This is a genomic window from Microbulbifer thermotolerans (assembly GCF_001617625.1).
Classification (GTDB): Bacteria; Pseudomonadota; Gammaproteobacteria; order Pseudomonadales; family Cellvibrionaceae; genus Microbulbifer; species Microbulbifer thermotolerans.
Genome location: NZ_CP014864.1, coordinates 3,171,223 through 3,185,471, shown reverse-complemented (window position 1 = coordinate 3,185,471; position 14,249 = coordinate 3,171,223). Strand labels below are relative to the sequence as shown.

At 60.2% G+C, this 14,249-nt stretch carries 8 protein-coding genes; 5 read left to right on the top strand and 3 right to left on the bottom strand.

Annotated elements, in window-relative coordinates:
• Positions 1-2: 2 nt before the first annotated feature.
• The 3 genes from manD to A3224_RS13210 form a co-directional block, all read right to left on the bottom strand.
• Entirely contained in the window at positions 3-1,214 is a 1,212-nt protein-coding gene (manD, locus tag A3224_RS13220; RefSeq protein ID WP_067155550.1) for a D-mannonate dehydratase ManD, read from the bottom strand.
• Positions 1,215-1,304: 90 nt separating this feature from the next.
• Complete coding sequence (locus A3224_RS13215; protein WP_197462991.1) at positions 1,305-2,396, bottom strand: DUF4380 domain-containing protein; 1,092 nt, start codon at positions 2,394-2,396, stop codon at positions 1,305-1,307.
• A 232-nt stretch (positions 2,397-2,628) separates the two neighbouring features.
• A complete protein-coding gene (locus A3224_RS13210) occupies positions 2,629-4,986 on the bottom strand; it encodes a glycoside hydrolase family 3 N-terminal domain-containing protein (protein ID WP_197462990.1) in 2,358 nt (785 codons plus the stop codon).
• Positions 4,987-5,149: 163 nt separating this feature from the next.
• On the opposite strand from A3224_RS13210, the gene A3224_RS13205 reads away from it, so the two are divergent.
• The 5 genes from A3224_RS13205 (at position 5,150) to A3224_RS13185 (ending at position 14,186) form a co-directional block, all read left to right on the top strand.
• A complete protein-coding gene (locus tag A3224_RS13205) occupies positions 5,150-7,324 on the top strand; it encodes an alpha-glucuronidase family glycosyl hydrolase (RefSeq protein ID WP_156481489.1) in 2,175 nt (724 codons plus the stop codon).
• Between the two features lie 203 nt (positions 7,325-7,527).
• Positions 7,528-10,539 carry a TonB-dependent receptor gene (locus A3224_RS13200; RefSeq protein WP_082817529.1) on the top strand — a complete coding sequence of 1,004 codons (3,012 nt, stop codon included), beginning with the start codon at positions 7,528-7,530 and terminating at the stop codon, positions 10,537-10,539.
• A 227-nt stretch (positions 10,540-10,766) separates the two neighbouring features.
• A complete protein-coding gene (locus A3224_RS13195; RefSeq protein ID WP_231902393.1) occupies positions 10,767-11,522 on the top strand; it encodes a SapC family protein in 756 nt (251 codons plus the stop codon).
• Positions 11,523-11,559: 37 nt separating this feature from the next.
• The gene (locus A3224_RS13190; RefSeq protein ID WP_067155538.1) at positions 11,560-12,591 is read left to right on the top strand and encodes a cupin-like domain-containing protein; all 1,032 of its coding nucleotides are present in this window, start codon (positions 11,560-11,562) and stop codon (positions 12,589-12,591) included.
• Positions 12,592-12,674: 83 nt separating this feature from the next.
• Positions 12,675-14,186 carry a tryptophan halogenase family protein gene (locus A3224_RS13185; protein WP_067155536.1) on the top strand — a complete coding sequence of 504 codons (1,512 nt, stop codon included), beginning with the start codon at positions 12,675-12,677 and terminating at the stop codon, positions 14,184-14,186.
• Positions 14,187-14,249: the final 63 nt, after the last annotated feature.

Sequence of the window (14,249 nt, the reverse complement as noted above, 5' to 3'; positions counted from 1 at the left end):
CTCTACGAATCGTGGAGTGTGCCGTCCTCCAGGCGGTTTACCGGCAGATAAGCGCGTTTATAGGGAAACTTTTGCGCAAGTGATTCATCGATATCCACACCCAGCCCCGGCGCGTCACCCGGGTGCAGATAACCGTCGGCAAAGCGGTAGTTGTGGGGGAAGACAGCATCAGTATCGGCGGTGTGACGCATATATTCCTGGATACCGAAATTGGGGATCGCAAGGCCCAGATGCAGCGCCGCGGCCATGGTAATCGGGGAAAGGTCGGTGGCGCCGTGGCAGCCGGTGCGCACCTTGTACAGCTCCGCCAGGGCCGCGATGCGCCGGAGGTGGGTGATGCCGCCAGCATGCAGCACAGTCGCGCGAATATAGTCGATCAGCTGTTCTTCGATCAGCTGCTTGCAGTCCCAGATGGTATTGAATACCTCGCCCACCGCCAGCGGCGTTGTACTGTGGCCGCGTATCAGGCGAAAGTTGGTCTGGTTTTCCGCTGTCACTGCATCCTCTAGCCAGAACAGGCGGTAGGGCTCCAGGTCCTTGGCGAGGCGCGCGGCCTCTATGGGGGTGAGGCGGTGGTGGACGTCGTGCAGAAGGTGGATATCCCAGCCCAGATGTTTTCGCGCGGCGGCGAAGAGTTCCGGCGTGCTGCGCAAGTAGCTTTCCGTGGACCATCGATTTTCCGTAGGCAGGTCCGCGTCCGCGGGCTCGTAGAAGTCCTTGTCCTTGGAGACGCCATAGGTGGACTTGAGGCCGGGTACACCGGACTGTAGGCGCACGGCGCGGTAGCCGAGGTCCATATAACGCCGGGCTTCCCGCAGAGTTTCTTCAATGGTGTCACCGTTGGCGTGGCCGTAGACCATACAGCCCCGGCGGCTGGCGCCACCGAGCAACTGGTAGAGGGGCAGGCCGGCGACCTTCGCTTTTATGTCCCAGAGCGCCACATCCACCGCGGCAATGGCGGCCATGGTGACCGGGCCCCGGCGCCAGTACGCGCCGCGGTAGAGAAACTGCCAGGTGTCCTCAATGCGGTGAGCGTCGCGGCCGATCAGGCAGGGGATCACATGGTCTTCCAGGTAGCTGGTCACCGCCAGCTCGCGCCCGTTCAGCGTGGCGTCGCCGACGCCGTGGACGCCGCTATCCGTCTCAATTTTCAAGGTGACGAAGTTGCGCCCGGGACAGGTGACGATCACACGGGCATTGGTAATTTTCGGCATGAATCAATCGCCTGTAGCTTTATGGAGCCGGTGACAGCCGGTTGTTGAAACGGGCCTCCTCGGCGGCCCGTCCAACAACCGGAGAGAGACTTATTGTGGCGAGCTGACCCCCTGGAGTCCGAGCTCCCGCAGTGCCCGCAGGTGAGCTTCGACAGAGTTTTTTCCTGTATAGGTCAGCGCACGCCATGTCTCCGTTGCCGACATGGATTCCCCTGGTGCCAGTTCGCGATAGGGTGCGTGCACTTCCAGTTCCAGCACACCGGCGTCGGGGTTCTGCGGATCCTGTTCCAGATACAGTTCCACCTGGCCCTGATCCGGGTGGATTGAGTCGCGTGCCTGCCGCGGAAATTCAATCACGAACAGCTGTCCTTGGGTGAAGGCTGCGATCCAGCCAGCGGAGGGTTCGATAAAAGCTTTTGCCTTGATGTTTTCGCCACGGGCGAAACCGAACAGCCCTAGCCGCTGTTTTTCCGCATCCGCTTTTACCTCAGTTGTCATTTCCGGGAATTTTTCCAGGCGCAGGTCGCGGGAAAAGTCCGCTATCGGAACGTAGACACGGGTTTCCGGCGATACGCGGGTGTTGAACCAGATATCCCATTTGACCGGTGTCTCGCGCCGGTTGACGGCGGTAACACGATGCAGCAGGACGTCGTCTTTGAGCGTGAACTCTTTGGTGAGTTGCAGGCCGGTGACAGGACTTACCGGAGAGACAATTGTCGCCGACTTGTCAGAGACTGCCGTCAACTCGTAATCGTTTAGCACAGTGAAGGGGTCCGGTGGCCAAACGGCGCCGGCCGCGCGGCGCTGCGGGTTTACCTCCTGTTGCTTCCACCAGTCGGCCTGGGGACCGGGCCAGATAATATGGCCCTGATAGGGGATAAAGCCCGCCTGCGGGGATATGTCCGGGTTCGGCTGTTCCTGGACCGCGGTACCGACTTTGAGCAGGTTTTTCTCTCCCGCCGCAGAAAATGCCAGGCCGCGGCCGCCGATCTGCGGTGTAAAGCTGTAGCTCAGTTTACTGTTTTGCAGTTTGTAAATTTCCGGCTGGGCATCGCTGTGTCCGTAGGCCTGACCCACAAGTAGCGCCGCCAATAGGGCGGTCAGTCCGCGGGTGCGGATGATGCCGGCGCAATTGCGCCGCCAGGGCAGGTTCAAGCGGTCATGCTTTATTGATCTTTTCATACTGTTCAATCCGCGAAGGTATTCAGAGTTTGCCGCTGCCGTTGTCATCGCCGGCAGCGGTACCATCTTCACATTGCCCTGATGGGTTGGCCACTGCGCCTCGAAATTTCACGACTAAACAAGCGCCACATACCGCTGAGCGCCGGCGATCCCACTACAGCGCGCAGACGCGCGTTGCAGATGCCCGGTCGGGTTCGGAAAAAGAACAGCGCCGGGCCTTTTCCGCGGGCGGTTAGCTTTCGACGGTCAGAGTCACGGTTTGCAGGTCAACGGAATTGGGGCCGGCCATAATGTCGAACTCGCCGGGTTCCAACACCCTTTGCATGGCGCTGTTCCACAGGGACAGGTCTTCCGAATCCAGGGTGAATTCCACTACTTGTGTTTCGCCCGGTTGTAGGGAAAGGCGCCTGAATCCACGCAATTCCTTCACTGGACGGGTCACCGAGGAAACCTTGTCGCGGATATAGAGCTGCACGACTTCATCGCCGGCGCGCTCTCCGATATTGCGTACTTCAACGGAGACGCGAACTTCCCCCCCCGCCGCGATAGTGGGTGCGGAAAGCTGTGGTGCGCCAATCTCAAAGTCGGTGTAGCTGAGCCCGAAACCGAAGGGAAATAGCGGGGTCTCATCGTCGAATAGGTAACCGCGCCGCGCGCTGGGTTTGTGGTTGTAGTAAAGGGGCAGCTGGCCCGCGTTGCGTGCGAAGGTCAGCGGCAGCTTGCCGCCGGGATTGATATCGCCGAACAGGGCTTCGGCCAGCGCGGTGCCCCCCTCCTGACCCGGATACCAAGCTTCGATCAATCCGCTGGCACCTGCCGCGATGGCTTCCAGTGCCGGCGGGCGACCGTTGATTAACACCACGATCACCGGCTTGCCAAGGGCGAAAAGCGCTTGAGCCAGTTCTTCCTGCTCACCCACCAGGCGCAGGCTGGATCTGTCTCCCAGGTGGTTTTCCGCCCAGGCCTCGCGGCTGGTCTGCTCTGTGTCGCCGAGGGCGAGCACTATGGCATCGGCGCCTTGCGCCACTTTGACCGCGTCTTTAATGCGCCGCAGATTTTCCGCGCGGTCGGCGAGCTGGACCTCATCCGCCCACCAGTCGTCGTTTTCCGTGATGCGCACGCCCTCGGCGTAGCGCACTTCCCCGTTGAAGCGGGCGCGAATGCCGTCGAGCAGACTGACCTTGTGACGCGGTAGGCCGGAATAGCCGCCCAGGCGTGCCACGGCGGCATTGGGGCCTATGACCGCGAGGGTGCCAATCGCCTTTTCATCCAGGGGCAGGGTGCCGTCGTTCTTCAGTAGTACCAGGGATTTGCGCGCGGCCTCGAGTGCCAGTTCGCGCGCCGCTGGATCGTCGATCAGTGCCTCGGCGGTGTCCGCGTCGGCGTAGGGGTTTTCGAACAGGCCGGCGTTGAACTTCAGGCGTAGCATCCGCCGCACGGCGTTGTCCAGCCGCGCCTCGGGAAGGTGGCCCGCGCGCACCGCGTCGGCCAGGGTGGGATAGGCGCGGGGGTCCGGCAGTTCTGTGTCGACACCCGCGTCGAGGGCGGCGAGGGCGGCGGACTCCAGGTCCGGCATCAGCTGGTGCAGGTCAACCAGCTGAGTCACCGCTTCGTAGTCGCTGACCACGGCGCCCTCAAAACCCCACTCTTTCCGCAGCACGTCGTTCAGCATCCACTTGTTGACGTGGCTGGGCACACCGTCGATTTCGTTGTAGGAAGCCATCAGTGCACCGAGCTGGGTGCGTTTCACGACCTGCTCGAAAGGCGGGAAGAAATACTCGCGCAGTGTGCGCTCACCAAAAGGGGCGATACCGACATTGATGCCGCTTTCCGGCTGACCGTGGCCGGTCATATGTTTGAGTGTGGCGAACACCTGTTCCGGGCCCAGCGGCAGACTTTTCCCTTGCAGTCCTTCCACTGCGGCCACGCCCATCTCGCCGACCAGGTACGGGTCCTCGCCGAAGGTCTCCTCGATGCGCCCCCAGCGCGGATCGCGGGCGATATCCACCACCGGCGACAGTACCAGCGGCACGCCGCGGGCGCGCACCTCACGGGCGATCACCTTGTTCACCCTGCGCACCAGGTCGGTGTCCCAGCTGCTGGCCAGCGCGATGGCCTGGGGAAAGCTGGTGGCGTCCCGGGTGGCGAAGCCGTGCAGAGCCTCGGCGTGGAAAAGCACCGGAATCCCCAGGCGGGTCTCTTCCGTCGCGTATTTCTGAACTGCGTTGATAAATGACACTGTGTTGCGCGGGCTGCGCCAGCGGGGGGCTCCGGGAGGCGCGCCGCGGTAGTCGGACGGACGGGCGATCTGGCCGAAACCGTGGGGGTAGCGGTCGCGGGCTTTGGCGGGGTCGAAGTTGAGATCCTGGTCGACGATGTGCGCCTTGTCCTCCCACAGGGTGGTGAGCTGGGCCACCTTTTCTTCCAGTGTCATGCGCGCAAGCAGATCCTCCACTCGCGCCTCCACTGGCGCACCCGGGTCACGGTAGTGCGGCGCGGCGGGTTCGCCGCCGCAGGAAATCAAAATGGCCAGACATGTGCCGGCACCGAGCGCGCTCTGCAGCCGGGATCCTATGCTCAGGAATCTCACTCTCCCACCTCCTGTCATTATTGTTGTTTTCCAATTTATGATAGCGCTACCATAATAATTCAGCGCGGCTTTTTGTCAAAGCCCGTGCCGGGACCGCGCGACTGGTTCGGAGCGCCCGGTTTATGCCGTGGCTGAACAAATAACAATAACGAGGGGGGCAGCGATGCAACCTTTGGCTCTGCGGGCGTGCCGCACGGCACTGCTGTTGGCTCTGGTGATTCCACAATGTTTGCGCGCCGAGGACGGCTACGAACTCTGGTTGCGCTACCGGCCGCTGGAAGCGGAATGGCGCTCCACCTATCGCGAGGCGGTGCGCAGCCTGGTGGTGCCGCAATCGGGCTCGCCGACATTGCGCGCGGCGCGCGGGGAACTTCTGCGGGGGTTGGAGGGCTTGCTCGGCGCGGTGCCGGCGAGCGCGCGCGAAGCCGGAGAAGGGGCATTGCTGCTGGGGACGCCGGAAACCTCGGCACGGATTGCGGACCTTAAATTGCCGCTGAAACCCCTGGGAGAGGAGGGCTACCTGATCCGCCGCGTCGACACTGATCGCGGGGCGGCTATCGTGATCGCCGCCAATAGCGATATCGGTGTGCTCTACGGGACATTTCACTTCCTGCGTCTGCTGCAAACCCGCACCGCCCTTGCGAATCTGGATATTGTCAGTCGTCCACGGATACAGCTGCGCCTGTTGAATCATTGGGACAATCTGGACAGAAGCGTCGAGCGCGGCTACGCCGGCCAGTCCCTGTGGGACTGGTGGCGACTGCCGGACTACCTGGATCCGCGCTATACCGACTACGCTCGCGCCAACGCCTCCATCGGTATCAACGGCACAGTGCTGAACAATGTCAATGCCAGCGCCGACAGTCTGACCTCCCGCTATATCGCCAAGGCCGCCGCCCTGGCGGACGTATTTCGCCCCTACGGCATCCGCGTCTACCTCTCCGCCCGATTCAGTGCCCCGGTGGAAATCGGCGGTCTTGACACCGCCGATCCGCTGGAACCGGCGGTACGCGCCTGGTGGAAAGCCAAGGCAGCGGAAATCCATGCGGCCATTCCCGATTTCGGCGGTTTCCTGGTCAAGGCCAACTCCGAGGGACAGCCGGGGCCCCAGGACTACGGCCGCAGTCACGCCGATGGAGCCAATATGTTGGCCGAGGCACTGCGCCCCTACGGCGGGGCGGTGATGTGGCGGGCCTTCGTCTATTCGGACACCAATCCCGAGGACAGGGCTAAGCAGGCTTATAGCGAATTCAAGCCCCTGGATGGCCGCTTTGCGGACAATGTGATTCTGCAGGTAAAAAACGGCCCCATCGACTTCCAGCCCCGCGAACCTTTTCATCCACTGTTCGGCGCCATGCCGGCTACCAACTTGATGCTGGAATTACAGATCACCAAGGAATATCTGGGGTTCGACACTCACCTGGTGTATCTGGGGACACTGTTCGAAGAGGTGCTGGATGCGGATACCTGTGCCGGGTCCTCCGGGCGTTGTGGGGAGGGTGCGGTGGTTGCCAGCGTGATAGACGGCAGTTTGCACGGCTACCGGCGGACCGGCATCGCCGGCGTGGCCAATATCGGCACTGATCGGGACTGGAGCGGCTCCATTTTCAATCAGGCCAACTGGTACGCCTTCGGGCGCCTGGCCTGGAACCCGGATCTTTCCGCACGCAGTATCGCCGAAGAGTGGCTGCGGATGACATTCACCGCCAACAAGCGCTTCGTTGCTCCCGCTGCGGGCATGATGCTGCGCTCGCGCCAGGCGGCAGTGGACTATATGACACCCCTGGGGCTGGCACACCTGATGGGCACGGATCACCACTACGGCCCGGCACCTTGGGTGGATCATCTGGCCCGCCCGGAATGGAACCCCGTCTACTATCACCGCGCCGATCGCGAGGGTATTGGTTTCGATCGCACAGCAGAGGGCACTGGCGCGGTGTCGCAGTATGCACCGCCTCTGGCGCGGCGCTTCGGTAACCGCAACGCTGTGCCCGAAGACTATCTGCTTTGGTTCCACCACCTGCCGTGGGATTACCCCATGGCCTCCGGCCGCGACCTCTGGGCAGAACTGGTGCACCGCTACGACCGCGGCGTGGCCGAGGTGCGGGCCATGGCGGAGACCTGGGCGGGCCTGGAATCCTTTGTGGATGCGGAGCGCTTTTACAAAACGGCGCGCTTCCTGGAAATCCAGAAGCGCGAGGCGCGCTGGTGGCGGGACGCCAGTATCGCCTATTTCCGTGCGGTTTCCGGGCGCCCGCTGCCCGCTGGCGCACGCGAACCTGCCCGCCCTCTGGAGGCGTACCGCGCACTTCAATTCCCTCGGGGCGCGGGCAATTGAGCGCTAACACACAGAATTAGACGGCTGTACCTGTTGCAGGAAAGTGCTTGACATATACCGGTTATCTACTTAAACCTATTTATGGTAGCGGTATCATAAAGTTATAAAAAGTCACAATAATCAATAACCAAAGCCGCTGAGCACTCTCGGAGGTGCGCTGTCGAATGTTGCTTCGGCGGGTCAGTCCGATGAGGGGAGACCTTATGTATAAAAAGAAAAAACTATCCGAAGCCATTATGGTGATGGCGGCAGTGGCCTGTAGTCAGCCACTGGTGGCGCAGGAATCGCCGGGTGTGCTGGAAGAAGTAACGGTCACCGGTATCCGCGCATCTCTGCAGCGCTCGATGGATATCAAGCGCGACGCCTCGGGTGTTGTCGACGCCATATCTTCCGAAGACATCGGTAAGTTTCCCGATACCAATCTGGCCGAATCTCTGCAGCGGATTACCGGGGTTTCCATCAACCGGGTGAACGGTGAGGGCTCCGAGATCACCGTGCGCGGTTTCACAGGCAGTTACAACATGGTGACCCTCAACGGCCGCACTCTGCCCGGCGGCATCGCATACGGCGGTGGAAGCGGGGCCGGTGGCACGCGCGGTGGTGGCACCCGCGCCTTTGACTTTGCCAATCTCGCCTCCGAGAGCGTCAGTAGTGTACAGGTCTACAAGACCAGCCGGTCCGCCATTACCAGCGGTGGGATAGGCGCCACGGTGAATATCGATACCGCCAAGCCGCTGGACAACCCCGGCATGCAAATGAGTATTGGCGGCAAGGTGGTCAATGACACCACCAACTTGGTGGGTGATGACTTCACGCCCGAGGTCTCCGGCATTTTCAGTTGGACGGACAGCAGCGAGCGGTTCGGTGTGGCTTTGAGCGGCAGCTTCCAGGAGCGCGATTCCGGCGCCGCCAACGCGGCCGTCAACGACTGGAATATCGGCACCTGGGGCGAGGATGAACTCTATTCCTTCACCGGTGACGCGGTGATCGAGAATGCGCCCGACGAGGGCCAGCTGTACGCGCGGCCCAACGATTTGCGCTACGCCTGGTCGGACCGCCACCGCGAACGCACCAACGGACAGCTGACATTACAGTTTCGCCCGATGGACTCCCTGACGCTGACCGGCGACTACACCTATGCCGAGAACTACCTGCAGGAGCACCGCAGCGAGCAGACTTTCTGGTTCGCGAATGGTGACAGTGTCGACCATGTTGTGTTCGATGATTCCGCGGTTGCCACGCCGGTGATTTACTCCGAGGTGTTAAGTGGCAAGGACGCGGGCTTTGAGCAGCAGTGGCGCGAGCAGACTAACACTCTGGAGTCTATTGGCTTCAATGCGGACTGGAATGTCAACGAGACACTGAGCCTGCGCTTCGATATGCACGACTCCAGTATGGAGAGCCTGCCCAGCGGTCCCGGTAATAGTGGTGAGATTGCCATGTCTATTGCCGCGCCGATACTGACTTCCCAGGTGGTGAATTTCGGCAGCGACCTGCCCGTTGCCGATGTGACCTTCGACGACTCAAGCCGCGGCAATAACAATGGCGTCTTCGATGCGGGCGATTTCGGCACTCAGGTGGGCCGCGTATGGTACGCGGGACAGACCACCGATATAACGCAAGTCAAACTGGACGGTTCGCTGGAATTTGACGACGGCCGCTTTGACTTTGGCGTGGAGTCCATGGCGGTGGATATGCGCCAGCAGAGCTCCAGTCGCTACATGGGGCTGGGGGACTGGGGGATCGCCAACCCGGGCGAGATACCCGAGGGGCTCTGGGATGCATTCAGTCTCACCGGCCGATATGACGACTACAATATGTCCGGAGCCCTCTCCACCGGTTTCCGCGGCGATCCCGTGGCGCTTTGCAATTGGTCCATGAGCATCTACGCCACGGCGGAAAACGACTATCAATGTGCCTACGATCCGGCCTTCACCACCAACAACCGGGTGGAGGAAGATACCACCGCAGTCTATTTCCAGGTGTCGATGGATGGTCAGCTGGCCGGTCTGCCGACCAACTTGCTCGCCGGCGTGCGTTACGAGACCACCGATGTGAAGTCCTCCTCTCTGCAACAGATACCACTGTATCTGCTGTGGCAGGACAACAACGATTTTATGACTGTATACGCGGATGGCGACGCCGAGCTGATTAGCGCCGATGCCAGCTACGATCACCTGCTGCCCAGTCTGGACTTTTCTATTGATCTGCGCGACGACCTGAAAGGCCGTTTCTCCTACAGCAAAACTATCGCCCGCGCAGGCTACAGCAATCTCTCACCGTCGGTGGGCAGCTTCGGTACCGTGGGTTCCACCTATAACGGCACCACACCGACCGCCGTTTCCTCCAATCCCGCGCTCTTGCCTTTGGAATCCGACAATCTGGATCTTTCCCTGGAGTGGTACTACAGCGACTCCAGTTATGTTTCCGCCGGATTCTTCGAAAAGCGGGTGGATAACTTTATCGGCACCGCGCAGGTGGAAGAGAACCACTTCGGTATGCGTGACGTCACTAACGGTCCGCGTGTCGAAGCTGCGGCGCAGGCGCTGATGGATCGCGGCTTCGCCGTCAATGACACTTCGCTGTTTGTGATGATGGCGGTGATGGAAAACCCGGACGCCTTCCCCAACGGCGCGGATGACTACACTGACGATGCCCAGTTTGCCGTCGATGTGGCCACCGCCTACGATCTGGCGCCCAACGATGACGATCCGCTGATGATCTTCCGCACCTCTAAGCCAGACAACAACAAGGAGGCGAAGATCTACGGATTCGAGTTTGCCGCTCAGCACTTCTTTGGCGACACGGGGTTCGGCTTACAGGCTAACTATACGGTGGTGCGCGGAGACGTGGGCTTTGACGTGTTGTCTGACCCCGGCGTGTCCCAGTTTGCGTTGCCGGGGCTGTCCGATACCGCCAACTTGGTGGCCATCTACGAAAACTACGGTTTCCAGGCACGCCTCGCCTACAACTGGCGCGACTCATACCTGAACGAAGTCAACAAGGGAAATTCCCGCAACCCCATATTCGTTGAGGCATACAGCCAAGTGGATCTCAACGTGAGCTATGAGGTTAACGAAAATCTGGATGTTTTCTTCGAGGGCCTCAATCTGACGGAGGAAAATGTCCGTTATTACGGTCGTTCCGATGGCCAGCTGTGGTACCTCGAAGATCTGGGCGCGCGTTATCAGTTGGGTGCCCGCTATACCTTCTAAGGTTTTGGGGGGACGCCGTTCCGGCTCTGCCGGAGCGGCGGATTTTTCTGCGTCATGTGTTTCCTTGCGTTTGTATCGTCACTGTGAGGTAGCTTTATTGTTGTTGTTGAGCCGCTGTTTGCAGCGGCCATTTTTTTGATGGCCCTATTGCCTGAGCGCCCCGGAAGCTACCATAGTGTTCACGCGAATTAATCAGAGGTTCCTTGGGAACCTTCAGGATAACTGCGGTGAAGGAATTGAGCGATCCCGTTCTGTTGGACAATGTTACGCACAAAAACCTGCGGGTGATTACTCGCAGCGGCAAAGCGTTCGGAGATAGCGTCAACCTGGTACCGGTCTTTCCCCCGGAGTTTGGTGATGTGCAGCGGGAGTATCCGATACTGCTGCGCAAAGAGAAAGAAGGCGGCTATCAGGCGCTGGCACTGTTGGGTTTTGATGTCGGGGAAAATCTGTTTCTCGAAGGAGACCGCTGGCAGGCGAGTTATATTCCCGGTGTGATCGCCCGTGGGCCCTTTATGATCGGATTTCAGCAATGGGAGCGGGATGGAGAGCTGCTGCGTGAACCGGTGATTCACGTGGATATGAACAGCCCGCGTATTCGCGACGGCGGTGAAGAGGGCGAGCCAGTTTTTCTGCCCTACGGCGGCAATAGCCCTTACCTGGAGCGAATTGCCGCGATTCTGCGCGCTATTCACCAGGGCGTCACAGTGAGTAAAACCATGTACGCAGCCCTCGAGTCCCTGGGTTTGATAGAGCCGGTGAATATCCAGATAGAAATACACCGGGACCAACACTACGATTTGCAGGGTTACTTTACCATTGCCGATGAGAAACTCGCGGAACTGCGCGGGGATGCATTGGAAGAACTCAACCGCGCGGGCTTTCTGGGAGGCGCCTTTTTACTGCGGGCCTCTCTGAACAATGTCAAAAAACTGATTGAGATGAAACGGCGGAAAATCATTGGCCGGACAAGCGGTGGCTGACCCGGCGACAGATACTGCCGACACAAGAAAGATAACAATGGCAATCGTCGAAAGAAAAACCAAAGTAATTGAAGGTCTGCGGCCGGATACCATTCCCTGGCGCGAATTAATCGCGGCAGCCGAACCGGTGGTATTGAAGGGGCTGGCGGGCAGCTGGGAGCTGGTGCAAGCCGGTCGGCGTTCCGCGTCAGAGGCCATCGCTTATCTCAAATCCTTTTACAACGGCCGCACCGTGGGAGCTTATCTGGGATCTCCGGAAATCGGCGGACGCTATTTTTACAAAGACGATCTCAGTGGGCTGAACTTCCGCTGCGAGCGCTTGCCTCTGGACCAAGTGTTGGATGACATAGCGCGTCACCTGGACAACACGAGTCCCCCTTCCATTTATGTCGGCTCCACCACTCTGGATGCCTGCCTTCCAGGCCTGCGGGCGCGCAATGATCTCAGCTTCGACAGCGAAATGTTTGCCGGAAGTCGGCCGCTGACCAGTATCTGGATCGGCAATCCTTCAATTGCCTCCGCCCACTACGACGCGCCCAACAATCTCGCCTGCTGTGCCGTGGGGCGGCGACGCTTCACTTTGTTTCCCCCCGAACAGATCGCCAATCTGTACCCGGGACCGCTGGATCTGACTCCCGGCGGCCAGGCGGTGAGCATGGTGGATTTCGCCAACCCGGATTTTGAAAAATTCCCCCGCTTCCGCGATGCACTGGCGGCGGCACAGGTGGCAGAACTGGAGCCGGGGGACGCGGTGTTTTACCCGAGCCTCTGGTGGCACCAAGTAGAGGCACTGTCGCCGTTCAATGTGCTGATTAACTATTGGTGGAGCGATGCGCCCGGCTATATGGGGACACCGATGAACGCGCTTTATCACGCCCTGTTGAGTTTGCGCGACAGGCCGGAACAGGAAAAGCAAGCCTGGAGGCACATCTTCGACTACTACATTTTCGGCACCAGCGATTTGCCGCGGGAACACCTGCCGGAGAAGGCGTGCGGTGTCTTGGGGCCCGTGGACGAAGATCGCGCACGCCAGCTGCGCGCCATGTTGCTGCACAAAATGAACCGATAACGGCAGCGCCACCGGACCGAACCCGTGCGGCGGCACGGGGGAGTGTTTACGGACCGGCTTTTTTGCTGAACAGGTGAAAAAAGATGGATAAAAACAACAATAAAATATCAAGAGTCGTAATCGCTGGTGGTGGCACTGCAGGCTGGATCGCCGCTGCGGCCCTGAGCAAAAAACTCGGTGAACTGCTGGATATTACCCTGGTGGAATCCGAGGCGATAGGAACCGTGGGCGTTGGTGAGGCCAGTATTCCGCCAATGCGGGTTTTTCACCGGCTCCTGGGTATCGAAGAGCGGGCCTTTATGCGTGCGACCGGCGCCACCTTTAAACTGGGCATCGCGTTTGAAAATTGGGGGCGAGAGGGCGACCGCTATATCCACGCCTTCGGCCGCATCGGGCAGGGCTCCTGGCTGTGCGAATTCCACCATTTTTGGCTGCGGGCGCGGGCGTTGGGAATGGATTTCGCGCTGGGCGATTTCTGCAGCGAGTTGCAGGCGGCGGAGGCCGGTAAATTTGCCACTGCGGAACAATCGGAAATCAATTACGCCTACCATCTGGATGCCGGGGCCTACGCGAAATTCCTGCGCAATTTCAGCCAGCGCTTGGGAGTCAGGCGTGTCGAGGGAAAGATTATCCGCGTCGGGCGCAATGCCGACAGCGGCTTTATTGAAGCTCTGCAGTTGGATAATGGCCGCCGTATCGAGGGCGATCTGTTTATCGACTGCACCGGCTTTCGCGGACTGTTGATCGAGGAAGCGCTGGGGACTGGCTATGAGGATTGGTCCCACTGGCTTTTGTCTGACAGTGCCGTACCTGTGCAAACACGTGTAACCGGACCGGCGCCACCCTACACACGGGCCACGGCTCGCGGCGCCGGCTGGCAGTGGCGCATTCCGTTGCAGTACCGGGTGGGCAACGGGCTGGTTTACTGCAGCGATTATCTGTCCGACGACGAGGCGGCAGCTCAGCTGCTCGCCAATATCGAGGGCGAGGTTCTGACCGAACCTAAGGTAATTCGTTTCAAAACCGGCAGACGCCGGCGGGCCTGGAATAAAAACTGTATCGCGCTCGGCCTCGCCAGCGGCTTTGTGGAGCCGCTGGAGTCCACCAGTATTCACCTGATCATCACCGGCATCACCCGCCTGATGCAGCTGTTCCCCTTCGATGGTATCGCTGATGCCACGGTCAATCACTACAACGCGCTCACGCGCACGGAACTGGAGTCCATCCGCGATTTTATCGTGCTCCACTACCACTTGAACGAGCGCGAAAGCAGTGCCTTCTGGCGCCGCTGCCGGGATATGGAAATTCCGCAGTCTCTGGCTCAGCGCATCCGACTGTTCCGCGACAATGCCTACGCTTACCAGGGGGATGGGGAATTGTTCCGGGTGGACTCCTGGGTGCAGGTGATGCTCGGTCAGGGGCTGAAGCCGCAAGGTTACCACCCGCTTACCCGCCTGATGCCTGAGGCGCAGTTGGCGCAGCTGCTCGGCGGACTTAAGGCGTCCATCGCACGCGGGGTGGCGCCTCTGCCTGCCCACCAGGATTTTGTCGAGGGCTATTGTGCCGCCGAGTTGGCCGAAGCCGTCCCGGGCTGAGAGCGCTTTTTTGTTGGTCTGGGATGCGTTATACAATCCCGTGACAGGATTATCAGCCGGTGG